The organism is Ornithinimicrobium cryptoxanthini (genome assembly GCF_023923205.1).
Classification (GTDB): Bacteria; Actinomycetota; Actinomycetes; order Actinomycetales; family Dermatophilaceae; genus Ornithinicoccus; species Ornithinicoccus cryptoxanthini.
Genome location: NZ_CP099490.1, coordinates 1,926,635 through 1,952,705 on the forward strand (window position 1 = coordinate 1,926,635; position 26,071 = coordinate 1,952,705).

The following is a 26,071-nucleotide window of genomic DNA, read 5'->3' on the forward strand; positions in this document are numbered from 1 at the left end:
TCCCCCGCCTGGTTCAGGAGCTCCGTCGGTCCCGCCGCTCGCGCGTGGCGGCGGCGAGGTCGCTCAGCACCTGCTCCGTGGTGGCCCACTCCATGCAGGAGTCGGTCACCGACTGACCATAGGTCAGACCGTGCGGTGCGGGCTCCTGCCGGCCGCCCACCAGGAAGCTCTCCAGCATCACCCCCGCGACCGTGTCGTCACCTGCCGCGACCTGGGCTGCGATCTCGCGGGCGACGACGGCCTGGCGGATGTGGTCCTTGCCGCTGTTGCCGTGGCTGGCGTCGACCACCAGGCGAGGAGTCAGTCCTGCCTTGACGAGCCGCTCACGGCTGCTGGCCACGGACGGGACGTCGTAGTTGGGGCCGGTGCGTCCGCCACGCAGGATGACGTGACCGTCGGGGTTGCCCTCGGTCTCCACCAGGGCGGCGCGGCCGGCGTCGTCGACCCCGAGGAAGGTCTGAGGGGCCGCGGAGGCCACGCAGGCGTCCACCGCGACCTGGACGCTGCCGTCCGACCCGTTCTTGAGCCCGACCGGCATGGACAGGCCTGAGACGAGCTGCCGGTGCACCTGCGACTCGACCGTGCGGGCCCCGATCGCGCCATACGTCACGGTGTCCGCGATGTATTGCGGCGTCGTGGTCTCGAGGAACTCACACCCCGCGGGGAGACCCGCGGCCAGGACGTCCAGGAGCACCTTGCGGGCCAGCCTCAGTCCGCGCGGGATGTCATAGGTGCCGTCCAGGTCCGGGTCGTTGATCAGACCCTTCCAGCCGGTCGTGGTGCGCGGCTTCTCAAAATAGACCCGCATCACCACCACGAGGTCGTCGGCCAGCTGCTCGGCCAGCGCGGACAGGCGGTGGGCATAGGCGATCACGGCGACCGGGTCGTGCACCGAGCACGGGCCGACGATGACCACGAGCCGGTCGTCGACGCCGCGCAGCACGTCCTGCACGTCCTGGCGGGAGCGCGCGACCAGGTCGGCCAGCCCATCGGACAGCGGTTGCTCCGCGAGGATCTCCGCAGGGGTGGGCAGCGGCTCCATGCGTCGCACGCGCAGGTCGTTGGTCGTGACGTGCGTGCTGCTGGCCGCGGTGGCGTCCGGGTGGGGGCTCATCATGGTCCTCTAGGTCTAGGAGGCGGGATCACCCTCGCTGCCGAAGCGTCCGCCCCACTGAGATGGCGAAAGGCGCGGACCGTGTGGTCCACGCCCTGGTCGGCTCCGGTGTGCGCGCGTCAGATGATCCTCGCGCCGGCCGGAGCCGACCCAAAGAACCAATAGTCGCGAGCGGTGTGCATGGCTAGAGGGTACCTGGCTCCGGTGAGTGCTGTGAGTCAGGGTCCGTGCGCCGTTGGTGCCGATCCTCCCGCGACGGGTTGTCGCCGAAGTCACGTTGTCTACTGAGCGCACGGACCCTGACTTGTCCACAGTCATGCGTCCCGGCACCCTTGCGCGGTCGACACGTTGGCACGGGACGAGCAACCGGCGGTCCGGGCTACCAGGGTGGCCCCACCTCGCGATGAAACCTGTTGCGGACCTGGGAGCTAACTTAGCCTGCTGGCGCGTCCTGTCAAACCCCGAGTGACCTGCGGTTTTGCGCGTTCATGCAGGTCAGGTGGTGGTGCGCCACGTCACACTTTGCGACGAACGGCAGGCGGACCCCGGCGTGTCGCGGACGACACGCCGAGGGGACGTGTTCACCCGGCCGGCGGGACGACGACGACACCGCGCGCGGTCGTCGCCAGGAGGGGCGGATCCAGCAGATCCGCGGCCGACTCACCGCGCTGGCTGGTGCCGCGGGCGGTCACCCGCACCTCGAAGTCCATCTCTCGACTGCGCGACCCGACGCGCACGAGCGTGGCGGAGATCTCCAGGCAGTCACCGGCGCGCACCGGGCCGAGGAACTGCACGTCGGAGTAGGACGCGAAGAGTCCTTCGTCGCCGTCCGTGCGGATGCACAGCTCAGTGGCGACGTCACCGAACAGAGCCAGGCTGTAGGCCCCGTCGACGAGGTTGCCGGCATAGTGCGCGTGACTGTAGGGGACATAGCGGGAGTGGACGACGCGGTCGCCGACGGTGGCCTGGCTCACTGCTGCTCCTGTGGTGGCTTCGAGGACTTCTTGGGGTTCTGCGGTGGCCGGGACTTCCGGGACGCGACGGCGTGGACCAGATAGGAGGCCACCTCGGACGGTGTGGTGCCCTTGCCGAAGATGCGATCGACCCCCAGCTCCTGGGCCGTTCCCTCGGCGAAGCGCGGACCGCCCGCGATCAGCAGCGGGACCTCGCCGCTCGGATAGGCCTCGCGGAAGGCGGCGGACATCGCCGTGGTGTTGTGGATGTGTGCGTCGCGCTGGGTGACGACCTGACTGATGAGGACCGCGTCCGCCTGCTCAGCGCGCGCGGCCTCCACGAGCTCAGGCACCAGCACCTGCGCGCCGAGGTTGACCACCCGGACCTCGGAGTAGGACTCCAGCCCCTTCTCACCGGCAAAGCCCTTGATGTTGAGGATCGCGTCGATGCCCACCGTGTGGGCGTCGGTGCCGATGCAGGCGCCGACCACGACCAGCGGACGACGCAACGACTTCTTGATGGCCCCGTTGACCTCCTTGGCCGACAGCAGCGGGAAGTCCCGCTCAATGACCTCGACCTTGTCCAGCTCGACCAGATGGGTCACGCTGCCATAGACGACAAAGAAGGTGTGCTCACGGCCCATCGCCTTGGCGTGCACGAGCAGCGCCGGGGACAGGCCCATCTTCTCGGCCAGCTGCAAGGCCGCGCCCTCGGCCCGCTTGTCGTGCGGGATCGGCAGGGTGAACGAGACCTGGATCATGCCGTCACCGGTCATGTCGCCATAGGGGCGGATCACCGAGCCCTGCTCCTTTGCGCCGCTCACTGACCCTCCTCCAACAACGTGGTGGCCGGGTTGTCGTAGTCTGCGGCCTTCTGGGCCACGCCCTCCAACCCCTTGCCCCGGTCGGCGGGACGCTTCATGTGACCGAACGTGCCGACGGCGATCGCCTCGAGGAGTGGAGCCCATCCGTGCGTCGACGGCTCGACGTGGATCTGGTCCATCAACTCGATCGCCTCGCCCAGCACGTGCCGGGCCCTGGTCTGGATGAAACCGTCCCGCGGCGGGTGGAAGTCCTCGGCCAGCCCACCGGCCGCGTTCAGCACATAGCGGACGTTCTGCAGCGCGAGATCCCGGTCGGACAGGAACGGCGTGACGACCGCCTCGGTCATCATGCCGACCAGGAGGATCGACTGACCGGTCAGGACTCCCGCAAGGTTGAAGAACCCGTCGAGCAGGAAGCCCTTGAAGATGTCTCCGGTCATGTGCTTCGTCGGTGGCATCCACTTCAGCGGCGCGTCGGGGAAGAGGTGGCGTGCCAGCAGGGCGTGCGCCAGCTCCATCCGGAAGCTGTCCGGCAGGTCCGGGTTGATCTCGAAGGCGTGCCCGAGGCCGAGCTGCCAGTCCGCCAGCCCGGCCTCCTTGCCGAAGTACTCGTTCATCAGCTGGGAGACGGTGACCGTGTGGGCCGCCTCGACCGCGTCGGCGGTGGTGAGGTAGTTGTCCTCACCGGTGTTGATGATGATCCCGGCCCGGGCATGGATCTGCCGCGAGAACCGCTGGTCGACAAAGGTGCGGATCGGGTTGATGTCGCGGAAGAGGATGCCGTACATCGAGTCGTTCAACATCATGTCGAGACGCTCGAGGCCGGCCAGGGTGGCGATCTCGGGCATGCACAGGCCGGAGGCGTAGTTGACGAGCCGGATGTAGCGACCCAGCTCCTTGCCGACCTCGTCCAGCGCTGCCCGCATCAGGCGGAAGTTCTCCTGCGTGGCATAGGTCCCGGCGAAGCCCTCGCGGGTCGCGCCCTCCGGCACGTAGTCCAGCAGTGACTGCCCCGTCGAGCGGATGACCGCGATGATGTCGGCACCCTCCCGGGCGGCGGCCTGGGCCTGCGGGATGTCCTCATAGATGTCACCGGTCGCCACGATCAGATAGATCCACGGGCGCTGCTTCGGGTCACCCAGCCTCGTGATCATCTTCTCGCGGGTGGCCCGTTGCCGGTCGATCTGCCGTATGCCGGGCCGCACCGCTGCCATCGCCGCCCGTCGGGCGCGGGTCAGCTCTGTCTTGGTCTCGGGGATCTGGAAGGTGACCGCGCCGGTGGAGGCCTTCTGGGCCAGGGTGAGCAGGTCCGGGGCCTCCTGGCGGCGCAACGCGTCCCACACGGGCGTGGTCACGCCGTGCTCGATGCCGACCTGGTCCCGGACGGCGTCGACCAGGTGGTTGACCCACGGCACCCGCTCGTGGTCGGCTCCCGACAGTCCCGCCAGGCGCAGCGTCGCCCGCTCGACCGAGACGGTCGTGTGCGAGGTCGCCAGCTTCACGACAGGCTGACCGAGCCTCGCGGCGTGGCTGCGCGCGCGGCGGACCTCGGCGCGGTCGAGCTCCAGGACCTTGCGGGCACTCACGTCAGTTCTCCTTGTCGGTCAAAGGTCACATGGCCGTCGACGACGGTCAGTCGGGCGGTCGGCAGGGGGCTCTGCGGGTCTGCCGCCAGGTCGGGCAGGCCGTCGCCCGTGCGCGGCAGGTCATCGTCCTGGTCCCAGACGACGTAGGACGCGGCCCGGCCCGGCGTCAGGGTCCCGCCGTCCCGCCCCGCCAGCTCGTAGCCGCCGCGAGTGTGGGCGGCGAAGGCTTCCGCGACGGTCAGCCGCTGGTCCGCGTTGTGGTGCCACACGGCATACATCACCGCCTGCCAGGGGTCCATCGACGTCACCGGGCTGTCCGAGCCCAGGGCCAGCCGGACTCCGGCGTCCACCATGGCGCGCAGCGGGACCGCGGCCAGGGCACGCTCCTCCCCCAGCCGTGCGGCATACATCCCCTCGGTGCCGCCCCAGAGTCCGTCGAAGGCGGGCTGCATGCTGGCCCAGATGCCGAGCTCGGCCATCGTCGCCAGCACCTGGGCGTCAGGCAGCTCGACATGCTCCCAGCGGTGGCGCGCGGCCACCATCGCCTCGACCCCCACCACCTCCGCCGCCTGGCGGAACCCCTCGGCCATGGTGTGCAGGGCGGCGTCGCCGATGACGTGACCACCGGCCTGCAGACCGGCGCGCGTGCAGGCGACGACGTGGGCGGCGATCTGCTCGGCGCTCAGGTAGCCGTAGCCGTGGCCGGGCTCATCGGCATACTCCTCAAGCAGGTGCGCGGTCCGCGACCCGAACGAGCCGTCGGCGCACAGATCGCCGGCCAGGCCCAGCACCCCGAGGTAGCGGCCGAGCTCAGCGGCCTCCCCCACGTCGGCCGTCAACTGGCCCCAGTAGGCGACGGTCGCCGTGCGGGCAGGACGGCGCCCGGCCTCCAGCACGTGCTGCAGGTCGGTCCCGGAGGTGAGGTGGTCGGCGCCGGTCTCGTGGACCAGCCCGATGCCCTTCTCGGAGGCCGCGCGCAGCGCGAGGTCGAGGTAGTGCTCCCGGTCGCTGTCGGTCATCGCCGAGGTGAACGCGTTGGTGACGGCGGCGAAGGCATCGCGGGTGACCACCCCGCTGCCGTCCCACCCGTCCAACCCGCGGACCCGGGCCACCGCGGCCATCGCGGAGGACACGCTGGCGGAGTGGGCGTCGATCCGTGGCATATAGACGACGCCGCCGTAACACGCCCGGTCAAGCTCTGCTGCCGTGATCGGCCTTCCCTCGGCCCACTTGGTCTCGTCCCACGAGTGGGCATAGATCGGCCGTCCCCGCAGGTGCCGGGAGGCCGACTCCACCAGTCGTAGCGCCTCCCCCACCGAGGTCGTGGCCGACAGGTCGATGCCGTCCAGCCCCTGACCCGTCATGGTCAGATGCACGTGGGCATCGCTGAACGCCGCGGTCACCAGGGCCCCGTCGAGGTCGACCACCTCGTCGGCGGCCCCCTCGTGCGCCCGCGCCTCCTGAGCGGAGCCGATCCAGGCGATCTGGCCGCCGCGGGACACCAGTGCGGTGGCACCGGGATGTCCGTGGATCTGTCCCCCGCGCAGGAGGATCGTCGGGACCGGGGGCGGAGCGGTGTGCTGCAGGTTGGTGGTCACGAGGTCCCAGTCTGCTCCCCCGCGAGGCGGGACTCGAACAGGGCACGCACGCCCGGGGTGTTGCGCAGCAGCTCGAGGGCGTAGTCGGCGTGCCCGGGGACATAGCCGTTGCCGATCATCATGCGGACATCCGCAGCCAGCCCCTCGGCACCCAGCGCCGCTGCGGCGAAGTTGGTAGCCATCGAGAAGAAGATGACGGTGCCTCCGGCGGCGGTGGACAGGATGGCGGGCTGCTCGCACCCGGGCACGTCGACGCACACGACCGTCACATCAGCGGGGCCTCCGGCCTGCTCGACCGCCGCGAGCAGACCCAGCGGGGAGCGCGCGTCGGCGATCACCACGGAGTCGGCCAGACCGGTGCCCTGGAGCAGGTCCGCCTCGCGCTGGAGCGGCACCACCGCGATGCGACGCGCCGCGCCGGCGTCCGCGGCGGCGGCCAGCGACAGGCTCCCGGACTTGCCGGCCCCACCGAGCACGGTCACGACCGGGTCCTGACCGGTGCGCGCACGGTGCTCGGTGACGACCCGGGAGACCAGCGCCGGGGCTCCGCAGACGTCCATCACCATCAGGGCGAGCTCGGCATCCAGGTCTTCGGGCAGCACCGCCGCGATGGAGCGACCAAACAGGATCGCGTGCCCCTTCGCCGGGACCCGCTCCCCCAGGCCGTCCCACGCCGCGAGCCCGTCGGTGATCCGCAGCGGTGTCAGCGACAGCGAGACCAGCGTGGCGACGTGGTCTCCCGGCTGCAGCCCCAGCGTGCTGTCGGGCCCGACCTCGGCGACGCGGCCGATCAGCATGCCACCCGACCCGGTCACCGGGTTCTGCATCTTGCCCCGGCTGGCCACGATCTCGAGGACCTCTGCGCGGACGGCGGCTCCGTCCACGGTGCCGTCCGAGCGGGTGTGTTTGCCCTCCATCTGGCGATAGGACGCCGCGTCGAGGTTGAGCACCTCGATGTCGATGCGCACCTCGTCGGCGCCGATCTGCGGGCTGTCATCCAGCCGCTGGGCAGCCTGCGGCAGGGTCAGTCCGCTGCCGACCGGTTCCAGGACCCGGTGCAGCCCGACGGGGCTGGTCGCAGTCATTCGTCCTCCCATGAGGCTTTGGCACAAGAAATCCTCCGGCGGGTGTTCGCTTTCACCGGAAGATATCCGTAGCATGCCACGTATGAGCAGTCTTATCGAGCAGCCCTACGACTACCAGCAGCGCGAACTGGTGGAACCTGACTGGACGCGCTTCCCGGGGTGGCGTGAGGTCACGGCCGAGCAGTGGGCCGACGTGCAGTGGCAGCGGGCCCACTGCGTCAAGAACATCAAGCAGCTGCGCGAGCTGATGGGTGACCTGCTGACCGAGGACTTCTATGCGGATCTGGAGCGGGACCAGGCCGAGCGCGCGACGATGTCGATGCTGGTGCCCCCGCAGATGCTCAACACGATGGTCTCGGAGATGACCTGGGCCGACGGTCGGATGCCGGCGGCCGGCGCGGAGTTCACCGCCGCCTTCTATGCCGACGCGGTGCGCCACTACATGCTCCCGGTCTTCTCCGACCGGCGCACCGACTGGCCGTCGCACCCCTACTCCTCGCGCGACTCGCTGCACGAGCACGACATGTGGGTGGCCGAGGGTCTGACGCACCGCTACCCGACCAAGGTGCTCGCCGAGCTGCTCCCCACCTGCCCGCAGTACTGCGGCCACTGCACCCGCATGGATCTGGTGGGCAACTCCACCCCGCAGGTGACCAAGCTCAAGCTGGCCGGCAAGCCGATGGACCGGCACGAGGCGATCCTGGACTACCTGCGTCGCACCCCGACCGTGCGCGATGTGGTGGTCTCCGGGGGCGACGTGGCCAATATGCCGTGGAAGAACCTCGAGTCCTTCATCGACCGGGTCCTGGACGTCGACAACATCCGCGACATCCGCCTGGCGACCAAGGCCCTGATGGGCCTGCCCCAGCACTGGCTCGCTCCGGACACCGTCGAGGGCGTGGCTCGCGTGGCCGCCAAGGCACGCACCCGTGGCGTCGGGCTGGCGATCCACACCCACGTCAACGCCGCCCAGTCCGTCACCCCGCTGGTTGCCGACGCCACCAAGGCGATGCTCGACGCCGGCATCCGCGACGTCCGCAACCAGGGAGTCCTCATGCGCGGCGTCAACGCCACCAGTGAGGACCTGCTGGACCTGTGCTTCGCCTTGGCCGACGGAGCTTCTATCACGCCCTACTACTTCTACATGTGCGACATGATCCCGTTCGCCGAGCACTGGCGGACCTCGCTGGCCGAGGCGCAGCACCTGCAGCACTCGATCATGGGCTACCTGCCCGGCTTTGCGACGCCGCGCATCGTGTGCGACGTACCCTTCGTCGGCAAGCGCTGGGTGCATCAGGTCGACAGCTACGACACCGAGCGCGGCATCTCATACTGGCGCAAGAACTACCGCACCTCCATCGAGGCCGCCGACGTTGACGTGACCAGTGCCGAGTACGTCTACTACGACCCGATCTACACCCTGTCCTCCGAGGGCCAGAAGTGGTGGCACGACCACGGCGACGCCGCCACGACCCACGAGGCCGCCGCCGAGGCGGCCCGCAGCTCGCACGCAGCGTCGGTCGCGCAGCTGGACTAGGCGGCGCACCGGCTCGTCACAATGCGATCACGCAGAGATCACGACTATGCTCCGCTGGCGGCCTATCAGACCCAGGGGTCGTATGGTGCGAAGAGATAGGCCGTCCTCCCCGGTCCTCGGGGTGGGCAACAGCAGCAGGTTCTGTGGGTTGGAACCGTCCAAGGAGGAACGATGAAGAGCAGGCGTATGACGGGACTCGCCGCGGTGGTCCTCGCGGGTTCCCTAGTGCTCACCGCGTGCAGCGGGGGCAACGGGGACGACGAGAGCACTGACGGCGACGGCCCCGCGGACAACGGGACCGACGGCACATCGGAGACCAACGGCGGCGAGAGCGCTGCCACGACCGGGATCGTCACGGCCAACTCCAACGAACCTCAGAACCCCCTGATCCCGACCAACACCAACGAGGTCGGTGGTGGCAAGATCCTCGACCTGATCTTCGAGGGCCTGGTCTACTACGACGCCGATGGGGCCGCCCACAACGCGGTGGCAGAGTCCATCGAGACCGAGGACAGCCAGAACTACACCATCACGCTCAAGGAGGGGCTGACCTTCTCCGACGGCTCCCCCGTCACCGCCGAGAGCTTCACCAAGGCATGGAACCAGGGAGCGCTGCTCAGCAACGGTCACCTGTCCAGCTACTTCTTCGAGCCCATCGAGGGCTTCAGCTATGACGAGGACTCCGACCTCACCGGTCTCGAGGTGGTCGACGAGACGACGTTCACGGTGGCGCTGCAGCAGCCCGAGGCGGACTTCCCGCTGCGACTGGGCTACTCCGCGTTCTTCCCGCTGCCCGAGTCCGCCTTCGAGGACCCCGACACCTTCGGTGAGAACCCGATCGGCAACGGCCCCTACATGCTTGACGGAGAGGGCGCCTGGGAGCACAACGTCGGCATCTCCCTCGTCCCGTCGGAGTCCTACCAGGGCGACCGGGTGGCCCAGAACGGCGGTGTCGACCTGAAGTTCTACGAGACCCAGGACGCGGCCTACAACGACCTGCTGTCGGGCAACCTGGACGTGCTCGACGCGGTCCCCGACTCTGCCTTCGGCACCTTCGAGGACGAGCTGGGTGACCGTGCGGTCAACCAGCCGGCGGCGATCTTCCAGTCCTTCACCATCCCGATGGAGGCCGAGCACTTCTCCGGTGAGGAGGGCACGCTGCGCCGTCAGGCCCTGTCCCACGCGATCAACCGTGAGGAGATCACGCAGGCCATCTTCCAGGGCACCCGCACCCCGGCGGTCGACTTCACCTCACCGGTCATCGACGGGTGGTCGGACAGCATTCCGGGCGCCGAGGTCCTGCAGTATGACCCGGAGAAGGCCAAGGAGCTGTGGGACGAGGCCAATGCGATGTCGGAGTGGGAGGGCACCTTCACGCTGGCCTACAACACCGACGGTGGCCACCAGGCCTGGGTCGACGCGACCGTGAACTCGATCCGCAACACGCTCGGCATCGAGGCGGAGGGCAACCCCTACGCCGTCTTTGCCGACCTGCGCTCGGACGTCACGGCCCGCACCATCGAGGGCGCGTTCCGCACCGGTTGGCAGGCCGACTACCCCGGTCTGGGCAACTTCCTCGGCCCGCTCTACGGCACCGGCGCAGGGTCCAACGACGGTGACTACTCCAACGCCGAGTTCGACGACCTGCTGAGCCAGGCCGCCAGCGCCGGTTCGGTGGAGGAGTCCTCCACGCTCTACAACCAGGCACAGGAGATCCTCTTCCAGGATCTCCCGGTGATCCCACTGTGGTACTCCAACGTCACCGGTGGCAGCGCCGAGACGGTCGACAATGTGGCGTTCGGCTGGAACTCCGTGCCGATCTATCACGAGATCACCAAGTCCGAGTGACCTCACCGCGCGACACGTGAGAGCAGGGGGCGGGGCCGAAGTGGTCCCGCCCCCTCGCCCGTGTCTTCGCGAGACTCGGCTGCCCGTGGTCGACACGGGTGGGCCCAGACCCAGACCGACTAGGAGGACGACCGGATGCTGCGGTATATCGGGCGCAGACTCTTGCAGGTGATCCCGGTGTTCCTCGGGGCCACCCTGCTGATCTACTTCATGGTGTATGCGATGCCCGGCGACCCGGTTGCGGCGCTGGGCGGCGAACGTGGACTGCCCGAGGCGGTCCAGGAGCAGATCCGTGAGCGTTACAACCTGGACAAGCCGTTCATCGTCCAGTACCTGCTCTATCTCAAAGGCATCCTGACCTTCGACTTCGGGATCACCTTCTCAGGCCGCGAGGTGATTGACGTCATCCGCGAGGCCTTCCCGGTGACGATCAAGCTGGCGTTCATGGCCATCGTCTTCGAGGCCGTCCTGGGAGTTGCCGCCGGTCTGGTCGCGGGGCTGCGTCGTGGCGGGATCTTCGACGCCACGGTGCTCGTCGTCAGCCTGCTGGTGATCGCGGTGCCGACCTTCGTCATCGGTTTCGTGCTGCAGTACTTCGTCGGGGTCGAGCTGGGCTGGCTGCCCACCACCGCGTCGAGCGACTCCACCTTCCGAGACCTGCTGATGCCCGCTATCGTGCTGGGCGCCGTCTCCTTCGCCTACGTCCTGAGACTGACCCGCACCTCGGTGGCCGAGAACCTGACGGCTGACTATGTCCGCACCGCCGCGGCCAAGGGCCTGTCCCGCAACCGGGTGATCAGCGTGCACGTCCTGCGCAACTCGCTGATCCCCGTGGTCACCTTCCTCGGAGCCGACCTCGGAGCGTTGATGGGCGGTGCGATCGTCACCGAGGGGATCTTCAACATCAAGGGCGTCGGTGGCACCCTCTATCGCGCGATCCTGCAGGGAGAGTCCGCGACGGTCGTCTCACTGACGACCGTGCTGGTGCTGGTCTACATCGTGGCCAATCTCTTCGTCGACCTCCTCTATGCCGCACTCGACCCGAGGATCCGTTATGTCTGAACACTTCGGCACGGGCCGGGAGAGCGGCCCGGAGCCGGACGCGGCCCGGCGACACCAGGAGCACTTCTTCGCCGAGATGGACGAGACCGGCCTCGGCGCCGTCGATGCGGTCCAGGACACCGGGGCCCCCTCTTCCCTGTGGTCTGAGGCGTGGCACAAGCTGCGTCGCCGCCCCCTCTTCTGGGTCTCGACCCTGATCATCACCGCGGTGATGGTGCTGGCACTCTTCCCGTCCTGGTTCACGTCCGTGGATCCTCGCTTCTGCGAGCTGTCCAACTCCCTGGGTGAGCGCGCGCCCGGCCACCCGTTCGGGTTCGACCGGCAGGGCTGCGACATCTTCTCGCGCACGATGTATGGCGCTCGCGCGTCCGTCCTCGTCGGCGTGCTCACCACCGTCGCGGTCGTCGTGATCGGGGTGACCGTCGGGGCCATCGCCGGCTTCGTGGGTGGTTGGGCAGACACGCTGCTCTCGCGGGTCACCGACATTTTCTTCGCCATCCCGCTGGTCCTGGCCGCCATCGTCGTGATGCAGGTCTTCTCCGACAGCCGCTCCATGTGGACGGTCATCGCCGTGCTGGGTGTCTTCGGGTGGCCGCCCATCGCCCGGATCACCCGTGGGACGGTGATGAGCATCAAGAACAACGACTACATCACGGCTGCGACGGCGCTGGGTGTGAGCAGGTTCAGCACGCTCATGCGCCACATCCTGCCCAACGCCGCCGCACCGATCATCGTCTATGCCACGGTCGCCCTCGGCACGTTCATCGTGGCCGAGGCGACGCTCAGCTTCCTAGGCATCGGGTTGCCGCCGTCGGTGACCTCATGGGGAGGCGACATATCCAAGGCACAGGCGTCCCTGCGTTCCAACGCCACGGTGCTGTTCTATCCCGCCGGCGCGCTGGCCACGACCGTGCTCGGCTTCATCATGTTGGGCGACGTCGTGCGCGACGCCCTCGACCCCAAGGTGCGCAACCGATGACCGACCCCCAGAACCCGACCAGCGGCGCGAGCCCCGCACCCGAGGCGGAGGGCCAGACCCCGCTCCTGGAGATCAGGGACCTCGAGGTCGCCTTCCGCTCGTCGACGGGCATGGTGCCCGCGGTGCGCGGCGCCAATCTGACCGTCTATCCGGGGCAGTCTGTCGCCATCGTCGGTGAGTCCGGTTCGGGCAAGTCGACGACTGCGCACGCCATCATCGACCTGCTGCCCGGCACCGGCCGGGTGACCGGCGGCTCAATCAAGTTCGCCGGCAAGGAGCTGACCTCTGCGTCGCGCAAGGACATCGAGCACCTGCGTGGCCGGGAGATCGGACTGGTCCCCCAGGACCCGATGTCCAACCTCAACCCGGTGTGGAAGATCGGCTTCCAGGTCAAGGAGGCCCTGATAGCCAACGGTGTCGCCAAGGGCAGCGACATCGCCAAGGAGGTCGAGGCGGTGCTCTCCCGGGCTGGGTTGCCGGACGCGGCACGCCGCTCGAAGCAATACCCCCACGAGTTCTCCGGAGGCATGCGCCAGCGTGCCCTGATCGGCATCGGTCTCGCGGGACGGCCGCGGTTGCTGATCGCGGACGAGCCGACATCGGCACTGGACGTGACCGTGCAGCGTCAGATCCTGGACCACCTCGAGGAGCTCACCAGCGAGCAGAACGCCGCGGTCCTGTTCATCACCCACGACCTCGGACTCGCCGCCGAGCGCGCCGAGCACCTCGTGGTCATGCACCGCGGACGGGTGGTCGAGTCGGGGCCGTCCCGACAGATCCTGAGCAGCCCCCAGCACCCCTACACCCAGCGTCTGGTGGCCTCCGCGCCGTCGCTGGCCTCCCGACGGATCCAGTCGGCCCACGAGCGAGGGGTCGAGTCCGACGAGCTGCTCGTCGAGGACGAGGCGTCGACCGCGTCCAACATCGTGGAGGTCGAGCAGCTGACCAAGGTGTTCAGCCTTCGGGGTGGGCCCGTTGGTGCCAGTCGTGAGTTCAAGGCGGTCGACGACGTCTCGTTCGTCATCCCGCGCGGTTCGACGATGGCCCTGGTCGGCGAGTCCGGTTCGGGCAAGTCCACGGTCGCCAACATCATCCTCAACCTGCTGGAACCCACCGAGGGCAAGGTGCTGTTCGAGGGCACCGAGGTCGGTGCGCTGAGCCGTCGGCAGCTGTTCGACTTCCGCCGCCAGGTGCAACCGATCTTCCAGAACCCCTATGGCTCCCTGGACCCGATGTACTCCATCTTCCGCACCATCGTCGAACCCCTGCGGGTGCACCGGATCGGCGACGCGAAGTCCCGCTCCAAGCGGGTCGCGGAGCTCCTTGACCTCGTGTCACTGCCCACCTCCACCATGCGCCGCTATCCCAACGAGCTCTCGGGTGGGCAGCGTCAGCGCGTCGCGATCGCGAGGGCGCTCGCGCTGGAGCCCAAGGTCGTCGTCTGCGACGAGGCGGTCTCCGCCCTCGATGTGCTGGTCCAGGCCCAGGTGCTGAGCCTGCTCCATGACCTCCAGCACGAGCTCGGCCTGACCTATCTGTTCATCACCCACGACCTTGCGGTCGTCCGGCAGATCGCCGACACCGTCGCCGTCATGCAGAGCGGGCGCATCGTCGAGCAGGCGGGCACGGCCGAGGTCTTCGACAACCCGCGTGAGGAATACACCCGGGAGCTGCTCGAGGCCATCCCGGGTGCCAGTCTCGACATCGGCTATCAGGCGCCGAAGGTGCAGGACGCCTGAGCGCCGTGGCCAGGGCAGGGTCGAAGTCGGCCGGTGGCACCCCTGCCACGGTCCTGCTGGAGCGGGCCGGTGTGCCGTTCACGGTCCGGGCCTATGACCACGACCCTGCCGCGGCCTCCTACGGGTTGGAGGCCGCTCAGGCCTTGGGGGTGGACCCGGCCCGCGTCCTGAAGACTCTCCTCGTCGAGACGGACGCCGGACTCGGCGTGGGGATCGTCCCCGTCGCCCGTCAGCTCGACCTCAAGGCGGTCGCCGCCGCGCTGGGCCAGAAGAAGGCGGTGATGGCCGACCCGACGGTGGCCGAACGGACGACGGGCTATGTCGTCGGTGGCATCAGTCCTCTGGGACAGAGGAAGTCCCTGCCCACCGTGCTTGACTCCACGGCAACGCAGTTCGCGACCGTGCTCGTGTCTGGGGGCAAACGCGGCCTCGACCTCGAGCTGGCCCCCCAGGACCTCATTGCGCTCACCCGCGCCACCCTGGCGCCCATCGCCAGGTGACGCCCAGAAGGGCTAGCTAGCCCTCGGTCGGCAGCCTGACCGGACGGCCCTCCCACGGGGTGGACAACACGACCGTGGTGCTGCTCGCACAGTTGGCGGCGACCCGGATGTCGGCCAGGAGCTGCTCGAGGTCCGACGGCTTGGCGAGCCGGACCTGGATCACATAGTTCTCCCGCCCGGCGACGGACCAGCACGAGTCGATCTCCGGCAGGTGCTCGAGCCGCTCCGGGATGTCGTCGGGCGCCGCCGGGTCAAACGGCGTCAGCGCGATCAGCGCGGTCAGCGGCAGGCCAACCTTCTCGAAGTCGATCTCGGCGCGGTAGCCGGTGATCACGCCGCGCTCCTCGAGCCGCTTGACCCGTTGGTGCACAGCCGACGTGGACAGCCCCACCGCCCGACCCAGGTCGGCGAAGCTCATCCGGCCATCCGCAGCGAGCAGTCCGACGATCTGGCGGTCAACAGCTTCCATGACCGCATAGCCTAGTGACCCATGACCCCGCAGATCAGCCCAGGCCAGCGCCTCCTCCTGCTGGACGCCGCGAGTCTCTACTTCCGCGCCTTCTTCGGCGTCAAGGACGCGGCCCCCGCGCCGGACGGGACTCCCACCAACGCCGTGCGCGGGATGCTGGACTTCACCGCGACGCTCATCAACCGGTTCCACCCCACACGCCTGGTCGCCTGCTGGGACGACGACTGGCGGCCCGCCTTCCGGACCGCCGCGATCCCGTCATACAAGGCACACCGTCTGGTCGAGGGGGCCACCGGCAACGTGGAGGAGGTCCCCGACGCGCTGCAGGTGCAGGTGCCGCTGATCCGCACGGCGCTGGAGGCCTTCGGCTTCCCCGTTCTGGGCTCTCCCGGTTTTGAGGCTGACGACGTCATCGGGACGCTCACGCACCGGCACACGGGGGTGCTGCCCGTGACAATCGTGACCGGCGACCGCGACCTCTTCCAGCTCGTCGACGACGAGCACGACATCAGCGTCGCCTACACGGCCCGCTCCGGTGTGCGGGACGCTGAGGTGATCCGGCAGGCCGACCTCCAGGCACGGTATGGCGTGCCCTCCGGGGCCGCCTATGCCGACATGTCGATCATGCGCGGCGACACCAGCGACGGTCTGCCCGGGGTCGCCGGGATCGGCGACAAGACGGCGGCGGCCCTGATCGCCACCTATGGCTCGCTCGCCGGCGTGCGCGAGGCCCTGGCCGCAGGTGACCCGGCGATCAAGGGTGCGCGGCGCAAGAACCTGGAAGCCGCCTCGGACTACCTCGACGTCGCCCCCGGCGTGGTCCTGGTCGCCCGGGACGCGGCCCTGCCTGATCGTGCGCTGACACTGCCCCGTGAGCTTGCCGACCCGGGCACGCTGCTGCAGTTTGTCGAGGCCTACGGCATCTCCGGACCGGTCTCCCGGCTCCTGGCCGCCCTCAACCTGAGCTGAAGGTCGAGCCGAACGGTCAGCTGCGAGTTGCGCGTCAGCCCCGACCCCGCGCACGTCGCGGCTCATTGGGCGGCCACTCTCCGTCGTCCGATCCGTCGTCGCCGGCAAACAGCAGGTTCTGCAGCTGGACCTGCACGTCCTCGACGCGGGGCACGTCGTGCAGCTCCATGCCCGCCTTGTCCGTGGCGTCCGAGACGATGAGCGTGCCGCATCCCAGGATCCGGTCGAGCACACCCTTCTCGATGCCGATGTCGTTGATCCGGTGCAGCGGGATGTCCCGGCCGATCTTGGTCAGGATGCCGGAGCGGTGGCTCAACCGGCGATTGGTGATGACATAGCGCTCGGTCGACCAGCGCAGGATCGGCACGAGCACGAACCAGGCGGCGATCAGGGCCGCCAGGACCGCGCCGGCGATGGTGACCCAGTTGCCATAGGACAGGTCCCGGGTGAACCACCACACGGCCCACAGCAGGGCGAGCAGGAAGAGGGCTAACGCGATCGGCCCAGCCAGTGCCTTCCAGTGCGTGCGGATGCTGAGCACGACTGATTCGCCGTCGCCGAGGTGCTTCTCCTTCAGAGCCATGGTGGCATCCTGCCACCAACACCACTGCCGGCGCGATGGTTGGCCGCGACGGCGCCGTGGGTGCTGCGCGCTCAGTCCATCCGGTCCGCTGCGACGACGCCTCGCAGCATCGCGTCGGTGGCGCGGCGGGCCGTGGCCGACACCGGCCCGTCAGCCGCCTGCGCGATCTGCCCCAGCAGGTCCACCACCTGCTTGCTGCGCCGCACGAAGTCGCCCGCAGAGAGCTCGCTGTCGCGCAGCACCTCGTCCAGCGCCCGGCCCGACGCCCAGCGGTGGATCATCCACGCGATCCCCGGGTCCAGCTCGCCGGTCAGCGGCAACCGGTGGTCGGCCTCCCGGTCGGTCAGCTGCGACCAGATGGCGACCATTTCGTGGAAGGCCTCCTCCACCTCGGTCGTCGGCCAGCGCGGCGACGGGCTCTCGTCGCTGCCGCGTGGCTCGTGGATCAGGGTGGAGACCACGGCCGCCAGACCGGCCGCGTCTAGACGCTGCCACGTGCCCTGGGTGATGGCCTGGGCCGCCACCAGGTCCTTCTCGGTGTAGATCCTGCGCAGGCTCGCGCCCGCGTCGGTCACCTGCTGACCGTCCTCGGTGAGATAGCCGAGCTCGCTGAGCAGCGTGCAGATCCGGTCAAAGGTCTTGGCCACGGTGTTGGTCCGCCCGCTCACCCGCCGTTGCAGATCGTCGGTGTCGCGCCGCAGCTTCCACCACCGCTCCGCCCACCGCGCGTGGTCCTCACGGTCCGGGCACTGGTGACACGGGTGTGCTCGCAACCGGCTGCGCAGCTCATCAGGGTCCGTATGCCGTGTCGCACCACTGCCCTCCCCCGCACCTGAGGCCCGGGTCTGCTCAGGCTCACCCTGGTGCCCCCGCACACGCTGGCCCGCCGCCTCCGTGCTGGGCCACTGGCTGGGCGGTGGTTCGAAGGGCACCTGGGCCCGCAGCGTGGCTGCCAGGTCCTTGCGGGAGCGCACGTTGCGCGGGTTGAATCCCCTGGGGATCGCCACGCGGGCGACCGGGATCACCGGGTCCTGCAGGTCGTGCACGGTCAGCCGGCGCAGCTGGGCGTCGGAGTCCAAGATGCTCGGCTCCGGTGAGCGGCCGGGCTTGGACGGCACGGTCAGCACGATGGCCATCCCCTTGCGACGCCCCTGCGGCAGGCTGAGGACGTCCCCGGGGGACAGTTCCTCAAGGCTCACCGCGATCTCGGCCCGGAGGGAGGCCGAGCGACGGCGGGCGGCGGTCTTCTCGGCATCACTGAGCTCGCGGCGCAGGCGCGCGTACTCCCGGAAGTCACCCAGCTCGCAGTGCATCGACTCGGCGTAGCCGGCCATCGCCTCCTCGTTGCGACGCACCTGACTCGCCAGTCCCACGACTGCGCGGTCCGCCTGGAACTGGGCGAAGGAGGACTGGAGCAGCTCGTGGGCGACCTCGCGACCGAACTGGGCCACGAGGTTGACCGCCATGTTGTAGGTGGGCCGAAAGGAGGATCTGAGGGGATAGGTCCGCGTGGAGGCCAGCCCTGCGACGTCGATCGGGTCCAGGCCGCGGCGGTGCAGCACGACCGCGTGACCCTCGATGTCGATCCCTCGCCGTCCGGCGCGTCCGGTGAGCTGGGTGTATTCGGCCGGGGTGACCGGAGCGTGCTCCTCCCCGTTGAACTTCACCAGCTTCTCCAGGACCACGGTGCGAGCGGGCATGTTGATGCCCAGCGCCAGCGTCTCCGTGGCAAAGACGGCCTTGATCCGCCCCGCGGTGAACAGCTCCTCGACGATCTCCCGAAAGAGCGGGAGCATGCCCGCGTGATGTGCGGCAAACCCGCGGCTGAGCCCCTCGACGAAGTCGTGATAGCCGAGCACGGGCAGGTCACGTTCGTCGACCTCGGCCACCCGCTCCTCGACGAGGCGGCGGATCCGCTCGCCCTCCTGGGGCGGCACCAGGCGGGTCCCGCGGCTGAGCAGCTGGGTGACCGCCCCCTCGCAGCCAGCCCGGCTGAAGATGAAGGTGATCGCCGGCAGGAGCCCCTCCCGGTCCAGCCGGTCGATCACCTCGGAGCGGCTGGCCGTCCCTCCGGGCAGGCTTCCGGCACCCCCGTGGCCGCGTGTGTGGTCCGCGTCGTCGCCGCCGGGTCGGCCGTCGCCGCGCCGCCGGTCATAGCCACCACCGCTGCGCTCGGCCCGCCCGCGACCAGACCGCCCCCGGTCGTCCCGGCCGTGCGGGCGCCCACGACGACCGCGCGGGCCCCCCGCGTCGTCGCGGCGCCAGCGGGCGTCGCGCTGCGTGCTCATGATCCGGCTGATCAGCTCGGGGTTGATGCTGGTCTGCTGAGCCGGCCCGGAGGGATCGACGACCAGGCCGTCGCCCTCGTGGACGAACAGGTCCATCAGGTCCTTGCCGACCATCATGTGCTGCCAGAGCGGCACCGGCCGGACCTCGGAGACGATCACCTCCATGTTGCCGCGCACCGTGCGCAACCAGTCGCCGAACTCCTCGGCGTTGCTGACCGTCGCGGACAACGAGATGACCTGCACCGACTCGGGCAGGTGGATGATCACCTCCTCCCAGACCGCACCACGGAAGCGGTCTGCGAGGTAGTGCACCTCGTCCATCACCACGAAGCCCAGGCCGGCCAGGGTGTGCGACCCGGCATACATCATGTTGCGCAGCACCTCGGTGGTCATGACGACCACGGGAGCCTCGCCGTTGACGGACGCGTCGCCGGTCAGCAGGCCGACCTTGTCGGATCCATGCTGGGCGACGAGGTCGTGGTATTTCTGGTTGCTCAGCGCCTTGATGGGGGTGGTGTAGAACGCCTTGCGCCCGGTCTCGAGTGCGAGAGCCACGGCGAACTCCCCCACGATCGTCTTGCCGGCTCCGGTCGGGGCCGCCACGAGCACGCCCTGCCCCGCGTCCACCGCCGAGATCGCCGCGAGCTGGAAGTCGTCGAGCGGGAAGTCGAGCCGTGCCGTGAACCGCCCGACCGCCCCCCTGTCTCGCGTGTTCCGCTCGCGGGCAGCGGCATACCGCTCAGCAGGAGAGGACATGGCCCCAGGCTACGCGGTCCCCCCACCCATTTTCGTAGTGGTTCTGCGGGTCCCCCTCGTCGGCCCGAGCGTTCACCTGCACGCTGCGGCCGGGATGCGTCCGCGTGTCGTCGGCCCGAGCGTTCACCTGCACTGTGCGGCCGACGCTAGTACGAAGAGGCACTCAGCCCGCCGGGACCAGGACGTCGATCGCGCCGGGCACGACGCTGCAGTCGACCGGCAGCGGGCACAGAGCCTCCCCATCGCCGTGCGCCACGAGCTCCGGCCCGGCCACGCTGACCCGGCGCGCCCGCTCGATCCGCACGGGCGGATGGTTGCTGTGCCGCCCGGAGAAGACCCCGGCAAGCAGCCGCACGGCCGAGGTGGCACCGACCGGCTCGATGATGATGACGTCAAGCAGCCCGTCGCCAGGATCCGCGTCGGGCGCGATGCGCATGCCGCCGCCATAGACCGGCATGTTGCACACGGCCACGACCAGGGCGTCCAGCTCCAGCACCTGGTCGTCCAGCTCGAGGCGATAGGCCATCGGCCGCAGCCTGACGAGCTCGGGCAGCACGGCGACGGTGTAGGACTGGGCTCCCAGCCAGCGGGGCAGGGTCGCGGCGCGGGCCGCGATGAGCGCGTCCAGGCCGCACGGCACCGAGCCGACCACGTGCCGGTCGAGCGGGTCCACGTGGATCAGGTCGATGCTCCGGCGGGTGCCGGAGAGCAGGGTGGCGACGGCCGCGTCGATCCTGAGAGGTATGCCGAGCGAGCGCGCGTTGTCGTTGCCCGTGCCCGACGGCACGATGCCCAGGGCCGTGCCGCTGCCGACCACCTGTCCTGCGGCGATCTGCACGACACCGTCGCCACCGACCGCGACAAGGGCCTCGACGCCGTCCCGCACCGCCCCCTGGCACGCTTCCCGCGCCTGCTCGACGGTGGCTGCCACGAGCTCGTGGACCTGCTGGCCGGCGGCCCGCAGCTGCTCGACCACCTGTTCACCCACAGCACCGGCCCCCCGGCGGCCGGATCGTGGGCCGTGCAGCACGGCATACCTCGTCATGGGTTGATTGTGCCCCAGCGCCTCGCGCAGCGGGGCACGCCACTCACAAGGGGCTGGCCTCGTCCGGTGACAGGTCCTTCCAGGCGGTCGTCGGATCCTTCTTGGCGCGTCGTCGCTCCATGACCACCGAGACGCCGATGGCGCCCCAATAGAGGATGTAGACGGGGATGGACAGGGCGATCATCGTCCAGGCGCTGGGGTCGGGCGTCACGAACGCCGCGAAGATCAGGATGATCATCAGGGCGACCCGCCAGCCTTTGATCATCACGCGGGCCGACAGGATCTTGAGCTGGTTCAGACCCACCAGCGCCACCGGCATCAGGAAGGCCAGGCCGAACGCGAGGATGAAATAGAGCACGAAGTTGAGATAGGTCATCGCGTCCTGCAGGTTCGCCGCACCCTCAGGGGTGAACGACAGCAGGATGGCCACCGTGCGTGGGATCGCCCACGCGGCCAGGGCGGCACCGGCGAGGAACAGAGGCACGGCCGCACAGAAGTAGGCCAGCGCGATCCGGCGTTCCTTCTTGGTCAGCCCGGGCATCAGAAAGCCCCAGATCTGCCAGATCCAGATCGGGCTCGATAGCACGATGCCGACGAAGATCGCGACCTTCAGCTGCACCGAGAAGGGTTGGGTGATGCTCGCGCCGAAGTTGATGTTGACGATCTCGCGACCGCTGGCGTCGCGCACGTCCTTGAGCGGCTGGATCAGCAGCCCGATCAGGTCAGCGTAGACATACCACCCGACGACGGATAGGACCAGGACGCCGAGGCTGGCGATGACGACCCGGTTGCGCAGCTCCCGGAAGTGGTCCGCGAGAGACATCCGTCCCTCGGGATCTCGGGAACGGCGACGAAGTGCCACAGGTGCAGCGGTGACCGTCAGGCGCGCGGGTTGTTCGAACGCCCGTCGTCGCCGCGCAGCCCGTCACGGAACTCGTCGCGCACGTGGGCACCACGGTCGCGCACATCGTCGGCTGTGTCGCGGGCGCGGTCCTTGAGGTCATCGGCGCGATCCCGCAGACCGACGCGGTCACGGTCCTCACGGTCCCGGTCACGCACGTCACCATCGGTATGCCGATCGGCCCGGTAGTCGTCGCGGTAGCGGTCAGCCGTCTCCCCCGGGACCGTGTCGCGGCTGGCCGCGCTGGGCTCCTTCATCTGGTCGACCTCGGACTTGAAGATCCGCATCGACTGCCCCAGGCTGCGCGCCATGTTGGGCAGGCTCTTCCAGCCGAACAGCAGGATGAGCACGATGATCAGGGCACCGATTTGCCAGGCCGACGGCTTCATGCGAGGGGACCTCTCTCACGGGGCGGTGACTGCACGCCTGTGCAGCCCCGTTAACGTCCTCAGTGTAACGGGTAGAACTGCAGAGCCAGGTCCGCTCCGGCCCGGGTTTCTGCCGCGAGCTCCGGCGGGCTCGTGACGGTCCCCGCACCTCCCAGACGCCACACCAGACGCTGCACCCAGGCGGGATCAGCAGCACGCAGGGTGACGCGCAGCGACCCGTCGTCGCGCCGCTCGACGGACTCCATCGGGAAGTTCTCGGCCACCCACGCGGCCCGGGGCGCGAGCTCCAGCTCGACCAGCACATCCTGCGGTGACCCCTGGAACGCGGTGCTGCCCGTCGCGCGGGGTCGGGCGCGTTCGGGTGGGGTCCCGTCCTCGTCCAGGACCGCCAGGTCCTCGATCCGGTCGAGGCGGAAGAGTCGCACGTCCTGGGCGCGGTGGCACCAACCCTCGAGATACCAGCGACCCTCCAGCGAGACGACCCGCATCGGGTCCACGTCACGCTCAGTCGTCTCATCGCGGGTCGCGTTGTAGTGGCGCAGGTGGACCCTGTGCGGTCCCGCCAGCGCCTCACGGATCTGCTCCAGCCGCTGCTGCTCGCTCTCCCCCACCTCTAGGCTCACGCTCACCTGTCCGGCGGCAACGCCCCCGGCTTCCGCCGCATCCTCCAGCTTGGCCAGGGCCCGCTCGATGGCGTCGCTGGCACCCACCCCCGGAGTCGCGGCCAGCGCGCGCAACGCCACGATCAGCGCCAGGGCCTCGTCCCGGCCCAGCCGCAGGGGGCGCGCGATCTCCTTGGCGTTGCCGACATGGACCCGGCCGTCCTCCCAGCTGGCCTCGATCAGGTCGTCGGGGTAGTGCCCCGGTGTCCCACAGACAAAGAGCAGCTGCAGGTCGTCGACGATCTGCTCCTGGGAGACGCCGAGATCCCGGGCCGCCTCCTCGATGTCCACGCCCTGGCGGTTCAGCAGCCAGGGCACCATCGTCAGCAGCCGTGACAGCCGCTGCGTCGCGGTCTCCGGGACGGACATCAGCCCACCGTCCCCCGGTGCGCGGCTGCGACCGCCTCCAGGCTGCGGCGCACCCCGGTCACCAGCTCCTCGGGAGCAAGAGCCACGGCGTCCGGCCCGAGGCCGGCGATCTCCTCGATCAGGGGCCACGGGGCGCCCATCTCCAGCTCGACGACGTCCCAGCCCTGCGGCCCACGCTCGTCAAGCACCTGCCCGCGTCGGCGCACCCGGTGACCGGCGCCGGGCCGCACGGCCACGCGTGCCGACCGCTCGCCCGGCTGCTCGTCGGCCGTCGTGATCATCGCTCGCGGGTCGTGGTCCTTGGGCACCTGATAGGCACCCGGCCGGCCGGTGATCTTCAGGTCGCCATCGATCCGGTCCAGCCGGAAGACCCGAGGGGCGTCCCGGTCCAGGTCGTGGCCCGTCAGATACCAACGACCGTGCCACGAGGTCAGCGCCCACGGCTGCAGGTGTCGCTGCGCCGGTGACCCGGCGGTGCCCCGGCGATAGCTGAACGACACCTCGCGGCTGGCCAGCACGGCGGCGCGGGCCGCCTCGAAGGCCGGCTCGTTGGTGTGCAGCAACGGTTCGATGCCGGCGACGGAGGACTCGTCGCGAGTCAGCCCGGTCGACTCGAGCTTGCGCAGCGCCTGTGCGGCGGGGCCCGCCAGGCTGGCCTGCGACCACGCGCGCGAGGCGACGCCGATCACGGCCAGCTCGTCGGGCTCGAAGGCGATCTCGGGCAGGGAGTACTCACGGCGGTCGATGCGATAGCCGGTCTCGTCGTCGAAGAGCGGGTCGACCACCTCGGTGCGCAGCGGGATCCCGAGCAGTCGCAGCTCGTCCTTGTCGCGCTCAAACATGCGGTCGAAGGCCTCGTCGGTGCTCTCGGCATACTGCGGCACCGCCGTGCGGATCCGGCTCTTGCTCATCGGTTGGCGGGTGTAGAGCAGCGCGATGACCAGGTTCAGGAGCCGTTCCGTCTTCGCGGCGGCGGGACTGGGACGAACCATGGCGATGACGCTACCTGACACTCGCCCGTGACCCGGCGTCGGCACGGCGGGTCTGTGCGGGCGCCGACCTGCTCGCGGCCGGACGCTGCGGATCGGTCAGCACAGGAGCGACGCGGCGTGGCGTCCGGCCGCGGCCGCCGTCAGGAAGGCCGCAGGGTCGTCGCGCAGACCCCGTCCCATCGTCGACAGGCGCACCGGCGAGTCGGCCAGGGCACGGTCCAGCCCGGTCAGGTCGATGTCGTGCCGGGTCAGGTGGGGGCCGGCCTCGACCAGCTCGTCTGCCTGGCGCAGCACCTCGTCGGCCAGGGCGTCGTCGATGCCGCAGTGCCCCCGCAGCAGTGGGACCGGCACGTCTGCGGGGCGGTTGAGGAGCCGGGCGTATGCCGTGCGGCTGTGGTGCGAGATGCCGCGGTGCCGTTGCCTGGGGTCGGCCCCGGAGACGCGGAGGGTGGCGACCCCGGCGCCACCGAGGACGGCTGCCGCGTTGAGGGCCTCACCGGCGGAGACTCCGGAGAACCCCCAGGTGGACCCCGTCCCCAGGTTGCCCGGCCCCTGGGCCACGATCACGGCGTCCGCGCGGACCACATGGCGGGCGGCCAGCAGTCCGGAGAAGACGTTGACCGCCTCCAGGTCACCACCGTAGGCCTGCCCGCAGCTGATCACCGAGGCCAACCAGCCGTCCTCGCGCAGGCTGGCGCAGGCCCGGGAGAAGGCGGCGGGCAGCGCTCCACCGTCGGTCATGAGGTAGGCCACGACCACGCCGGGCGCGCGCTCGCGCAGGCCGGCCAGGACCGCGGGGATGCTCGAGTGCAGGTCTGCGACGACGACCGGCAGTCCGGCCAGGTCGGCGGCCCCGTCGAGGGCGCTGTGGTGCGGGCTGTCCTGCTCGTCGACGCCGAAGACCATCGTCTGCAGCGGGGTGTAGCGCGCCTTGACCAGATGCCCGGCGCCGGCGGGGTCTGCAGCGTCGTCGCCAGCGTCGGCGGGCAACCGGTCCGGCAGCGCCACGACCATCGCCACTCCCCCGGTGCCGAGCTCGTTGTCGAGGGCGTTGGTGTTGAGCAGCACCCGGTCGCCGACCACCGGCTCACCGGTCACGGAGCGATAGGCCAGCGCACGCACGATGGGACCTGGCTCTGGGGCTTGCGACTCCCCCCGCGGGTCCCGCGTCGCGTGATCTCCCACCGAGATCACCTGCACGTCCACCTCGACAGCGTCCCCCCAGTGGGCGCGCTCGCGCACGACCTTGCCCTCGCGCCACCGGATCACAGACCGACCCTAGGTCAGATCGACCCTCAACCTGAGAAGGTGCCGCTCAACCCGACAAGAAAAGTCGGGTCAAGCGGCACCTTCTGGGGTCCAGCACCGGATGTGCCTCCGGGCGCGGGTGACACGCCTGGTGCGTTCACCCGGCGTCTGCGACGGGTCGCGTCAGCGCACGCCCTCGAGGTCGACGACGAAGATCAGCGTCTCGCCACCCTTGATCGCGCCACCGGCGCCGCGGTCGCCGTAGCCCAGGTGCGGCGGGATGGTGATCTTGCGGCGTCCTCCGACCTTCATGCCGAGCAGGCCCTGGTCCCAGCCCTGGATGACCTGTCCGACACCGACCTGGAAGTCCAGCGGGGCGCCACGGTTCCAGGAGGCGTCGAACTCCTCGCCGGTGGACCAGGCCACGCCGACGTAGTGGGCGGACACGACGGAGCCGGTGGTGGCCTCAGCCCCGCCACCGACCTCGATGTCCTCGATGATGAGGTCGGCCGGCGGGGTGTCGCCGGGGAACTCGACCTCGGGCTTGGTCTTGTCACTCATGCGCGGTTTCCTTC

General features: G+C 69.6%; 23 protein-coding genes. 7 read left to right on the forward strand and 16 right to left on the reverse strand.

Translation table 11 applies throughout. From position 1 onward, the window contains the following. Window positions 1-13: 13 nt before the first annotated feature. From NF557_RS08905 to kdd, 6 genes are all read right to left on the reverse strand, one after another. The gene (locus NF557_RS08905) at window positions 14-1,114 is read right to left on the reverse strand and encodes a 3-deoxy-7-phosphoheptulonate synthase (protein WP_252624042.1); all 1,101 of its coding nucleotides are present in this window, start codon (window positions 1,112-1,114) and stop codon (window positions 14-16) included. 581 nt (window positions 1,115-1,695) lie between these two features. Beyond that, window positions 1,696-2,088 (reverse strand): 3-aminobutyryl-CoA ammonia lyase, encoded by a 393-nt coding sequence (kal, locus tag NF557_RS08910; protein WP_252618850.1) that lies wholly within the window; start codon window positions 2,086-2,088, stop codon window positions 1,696-1,698. Next, the gene (kamE, locus tag NF557_RS08915; protein ID WP_252618851.1) at window positions 2,085-2,891 is read right to left on the reverse strand and encodes a lysine 5,6-aminomutase subunit beta; all 807 of its coding nucleotides are present in this window, start codon (window positions 2,889-2,891) and stop codon (window positions 2,085-2,087) included. Before kamE ends, kal begins: the two co-directional genes overlap by 4 nt. Next, window positions 2,888-4,477: a lysine 5,6-aminomutase subunit alpha gene (gene kamD, locus NF557_RS08920; RefSeq protein ID WP_252618852.1), complete on the reverse strand. Its 1,590-nt coding sequence runs from the start codon at window positions 4,475-4,477 to the stop codon at window positions 2,888-2,890. Before kamD ends, kamE begins: the two co-directional genes overlap by 4 nt. Next, entirely contained in the window at window positions 4,474-6,075 is a 1,602-nt protein-coding gene (locus NF557_RS08925) for an amidohydrolase (protein WP_252618853.1), read from the reverse strand. Before NF557_RS08925 ends, kamD begins: the two co-directional genes overlap by 4 nt. After that, window positions 6,072-7,160: an L-erythro-3,5-diaminohexanoate dehydrogenase gene (gene kdd, locus NF557_RS08930; protein WP_252618854.1), complete on the reverse strand. Its 1,089-nt coding sequence runs from the start codon at window positions 7,158-7,160 to the stop codon at window positions 6,072-6,074. Before kdd ends, NF557_RS08925 begins: the two co-directional genes overlap by 4 nt. A gap of 82 nt (window positions 7,161-7,242) precedes the next feature. Between kdd and NF557_RS08935 the strand changes: the two genes are divergently transcribed. The 6 genes from NF557_RS08935 (at window position 7,243) to ybaK (ending at window position 14,825) form a co-directional block, all read left to right on the forward strand. Continuing rightward, window positions 7,243-8,697, forward strand: coding sequence for a KamA family radical SAM protein (locus tag NF557_RS08935; protein ID WP_252618855.1), 1,455 nt, complete (start codon window positions 7,243-7,245; stop codon window positions 8,695-8,697). 171 nt (window positions 8,698-8,868) lie between these two features. Continuing rightward, window positions 8,869-10,545, forward strand: a complete 1,677-nt coding sequence (locus tag NF557_RS08940) for a peptide ABC transporter substrate-binding protein (RefSeq protein WP_252618856.1) — start codon at window positions 8,869-8,871, stop codon at window positions 10,543-10,545. 135 nt (window positions 10,546-10,680) lie between these two features. After that, complete coding sequence (locus NF557_RS08945; protein WP_252618857.1) at window positions 10,681-11,607, forward strand: ABC transporter permease; 927 nt, start codon at window positions 10,681-10,683, stop codon at window positions 11,605-11,607. After that, window positions 11,600-12,586: an ABC transporter permease gene (locus NF557_RS08950; protein WP_425342938.1), complete on the forward strand. Its 987-nt coding sequence runs from the start codon at window positions 11,600-11,602 to the stop codon at window positions 12,584-12,586. Before NF557_RS08945 ends, NF557_RS08950 begins: the two co-directional genes overlap by 8 nt. After that, entirely contained in the window at window positions 12,583-14,325 is a 1,743-nt protein-coding gene (locus NF557_RS08955) for a dipeptide ABC transporter ATP-binding protein (protein ID WP_252618858.1), read from the forward strand. Before NF557_RS08950 ends, NF557_RS08955 begins: the two co-directional genes overlap by 4 nt. Window positions 14,326-14,330: 5 nt before the next feature. Further along, on the forward strand, window positions 14,331-14,825 hold the full coding sequence (gene ybaK / locus NF557_RS08960) for a Cys-tRNA(Pro) deacylase (RefSeq protein ID WP_252618859.1): 495 nt from the start codon (window positions 14,331-14,333) through the stop codon (window positions 14,823-14,825). A 16-nt stretch (window positions 14,826-14,841) separates the two neighbouring features. Here ybaK and NF557_RS08965 read toward each other — a convergent pair whose 3' ends face one another. Then, complete coding sequence (locus NF557_RS08965; RefSeq protein ID WP_252618860.1) at window positions 14,842-15,294, reverse strand: Lrp/AsnC family transcriptional regulator; 453 nt, start codon at window positions 15,292-15,294, stop codon at window positions 14,842-14,844. 21 nt (window positions 15,295-15,315) lie between these two features. Here NF557_RS08965 and NF557_RS08970 point away from each other — a divergent pair, with 21 nt between their 5' ends. Next, window positions 15,316-16,263, forward strand: a complete 948-nt coding sequence (locus NF557_RS08970) for a 5'-3' exonuclease (RefSeq protein ID WP_252618861.1) — start codon at window positions 15,316-15,318, stop codon at window positions 16,261-16,263. A gap of 34 nt (window positions 16,264-16,297) precedes the next feature. Here NF557_RS08970 and NF557_RS08975 read toward each other — a convergent pair whose 3' ends face one another. From NF557_RS08975 to NF557_RS09015, 9 genes are all read right to left on the reverse strand, one after another. After that, entirely contained in the window at window positions 16,298-16,846 is a 549-nt protein-coding gene (locus NF557_RS08975) for a PH domain-containing protein (RefSeq protein ID WP_252618862.1), read from the reverse strand. 71 nt (window positions 16,847-16,917) lie between these two features. Continuing rightward, entirely contained in the window at window positions 16,918-19,890 is a 2,973-nt protein-coding gene (locus tag NF557_RS08980) for a DEAD/DEAH box helicase (RefSeq protein WP_252618863.1), read from the reverse strand. A 163-nt stretch (window positions 19,891-20,053) separates the two neighbouring features. Continuing rightward, entirely contained in the window at window positions 20,054-20,935 is an 882-nt protein-coding gene (locus NF557_RS08985) for a diacylglycerol/lipid kinase family protein (protein WP_252618864.1), read from the reverse strand. 43 nt (window positions 20,936-20,978) lie between these two features. After that, window positions 20,979-21,758, reverse strand: a complete 780-nt coding sequence (gene tatC, locus NF557_RS08990) for a twin-arginine translocase subunit TatC (protein ID WP_252618865.1) — start codon at window positions 21,756-21,758, stop codon at window positions 20,979-20,981. Between the two features lie 56 nt (window positions 21,759-21,814). Then, window positions 21,815-22,225 carry a twin-arginine translocase TatA/TatE family subunit gene (locus NF557_RS08995; protein WP_252618866.1) on the reverse strand — a complete coding sequence of 137 codons (411 nt, stop codon included), beginning with the start codon at window positions 22,223-22,225 and terminating at the stop codon, window positions 21,815-21,817. A gap of 59 nt (window positions 22,226-22,284) precedes the next feature. Then, window positions 22,285-23,256 carry a helix-turn-helix transcriptional regulator gene (locus tag NF557_RS09000; RefSeq protein WP_252618867.1) on the reverse strand — a complete coding sequence of 324 codons (972 nt, stop codon included), beginning with the start codon at window positions 23,254-23,256 and terminating at the stop codon, window positions 22,285-22,287. After that, window positions 23,256-24,248: a helix-turn-helix transcriptional regulator gene (locus NF557_RS09005; protein ID WP_252618868.1), complete on the reverse strand. Its 993-nt coding sequence runs from the start codon at window positions 24,246-24,248 to the stop codon at window positions 23,256-23,258. Before NF557_RS09005 ends, NF557_RS09000 begins: the two co-directional genes overlap by 1 nt. 96 nt (window positions 24,249-24,344) lie before the next feature. Beyond that, window positions 24,345-25,517 carry a DUF3866 family protein gene (locus NF557_RS09010; RefSeq protein WP_252618869.1) on the reverse strand — a complete coding sequence of 391 codons (1,173 nt, stop codon included), beginning with the start codon at window positions 25,515-25,517 and terminating at the stop codon, window positions 24,345-24,347. A gap of 162 nt (window positions 25,518-25,679) precedes the next feature. Beyond that, window positions 25,680-26,057 carry an FKBP-type peptidyl-prolyl cis-trans isomerase gene (locus NF557_RS09015; protein WP_252618870.1) on the reverse strand — a complete coding sequence of 126 codons (378 nt, stop codon included), beginning with the start codon at window positions 26,055-26,057 and terminating at the stop codon, window positions 25,680-25,682. Between the last annotated feature and the right edge of the window lie 14 nt (window positions 26,058-26,071).

What these genes read in the sequence shown, in the direction of transcription:
- NF557_RS08905 (WP_252624042.1), bottom strand. Translation starts at nt 1,114, where the DNA reads ATGAGCCCCCACCCGGACGCCACCGCGGCCAGCAGCACGCACGTCACG.
- kdd (WP_252618854.1), bottom strand. Translation starts at nt 7,160, where the DNA reads ATGACTGCGACCAGCCCCGTCGGGCTGCACCGGGTCCTGGAACCGGTC.
- NF557_RS08935 (WP_252618855.1), top strand. Translation starts at nt 7,243, where the DNA reads ATGAGCAGTCTTATCGAGCAGCCCTACGACTACCAGCAGCGCGAACTG.
- NF557_RS08940 (WP_252618856.1), top strand. Translation starts at nt 8,869, where the DNA reads ATGAAGAGCAGGCGTATGACGGGACTCGCCGCGGTGGTCCTCGCGGGT.
- NF557_RS08945 (WP_252618857.1), top strand. Translation starts at nt 10,681, where the DNA reads ATGCTGCGGTATATCGGGCGCAGACTCTTGCAGGTGATCCCGGTGTTC.
- NF557_RS08950 (WP_425342938.1), top strand. Translation starts at nt 11,600, where the DNA reads ATGTCTGAACACTTCGGCACGGGCCGGGAGAGCGGCCCGGAGCCGGAC.
- NF557_RS08955 (WP_252618858.1), top strand. Translation starts at nt 12,583, where the DNA reads ATGACCGACCCCCAGAACCCGACCAGCGGCGCGAGCCCCGCACCCGAG.
- NF557_RS08965 (WP_252618860.1), bottom strand. Translation starts at nt 15,294, where the DNA reads ATGGAAGCTGTTGACCGCCAGATCGTCGGACTGCTCGCTGCGGATGGC.
- NF557_RS08970 (WP_252618861.1), top strand. Translation starts at nt 15,316, where the DNA reads ATGACCCCGCAGATCAGCCCAGGCCAGCGCCTCCTCCTGCTGGACGCC.
- NF557_RS08975 (WP_252618862.1), bottom strand. Translation starts at nt 16,846, where the DNA reads ATGGCTCTGAAGGAGAAGCACCTCGGCGACGGCGAATCAGTCGTGCTC.
- NF557_RS08980 (WP_252618863.1), bottom strand. Translation starts at nt 19,890, where the DNA reads ATGTCCTCTCCTGCTGAGCGGTATGCCGCTGCCCGCGAGCGGAACACG.
- NF557_RS08985 (WP_252618864.1), bottom strand. Translation starts at nt 20,935, where the DNA reads ATGACGAGGTATGCCGTGCTGCACGGCCCACGATCCGGCCGCCGGGGG.
- tatC (WP_252618865.1), bottom strand. Translation starts at nt 21,758, where the DNA reads ATGTCTCTCGCGGACCACTTCCGGGAGCTGCGCAACCGGGTCGTCATC.
- NF557_RS08995 (WP_252618866.1), bottom strand. Translation starts at nt 22,225, where the DNA reads ATGAAGCCGTCGGCCTGGCAAATCGGTGCCCTGATCATCGTGCTCATC.
- NF557_RS09000 (WP_252618867.1), bottom strand. Translation starts at nt 23,256, where the DNA reads ATGTCCGTCCCGGAGACCGCGACGCAGCGGCTGTCACGGCTGCTGACG.
- NF557_RS09005 (WP_252618868.1), bottom strand. Translation starts at nt 24,248, where the DNA reads ATGGTTCGTCCCAGTCCCGCCGCCGCGAAGACGGAACGGCTCCTGAAC.
- NF557_RS09015 (WP_252618870.1), bottom strand. Translation starts at nt 26,057, where the DNA reads ATGAGTGACAAGACCAAGCCCGAGGTCGAGTTCCCCGGCGACACCCCG.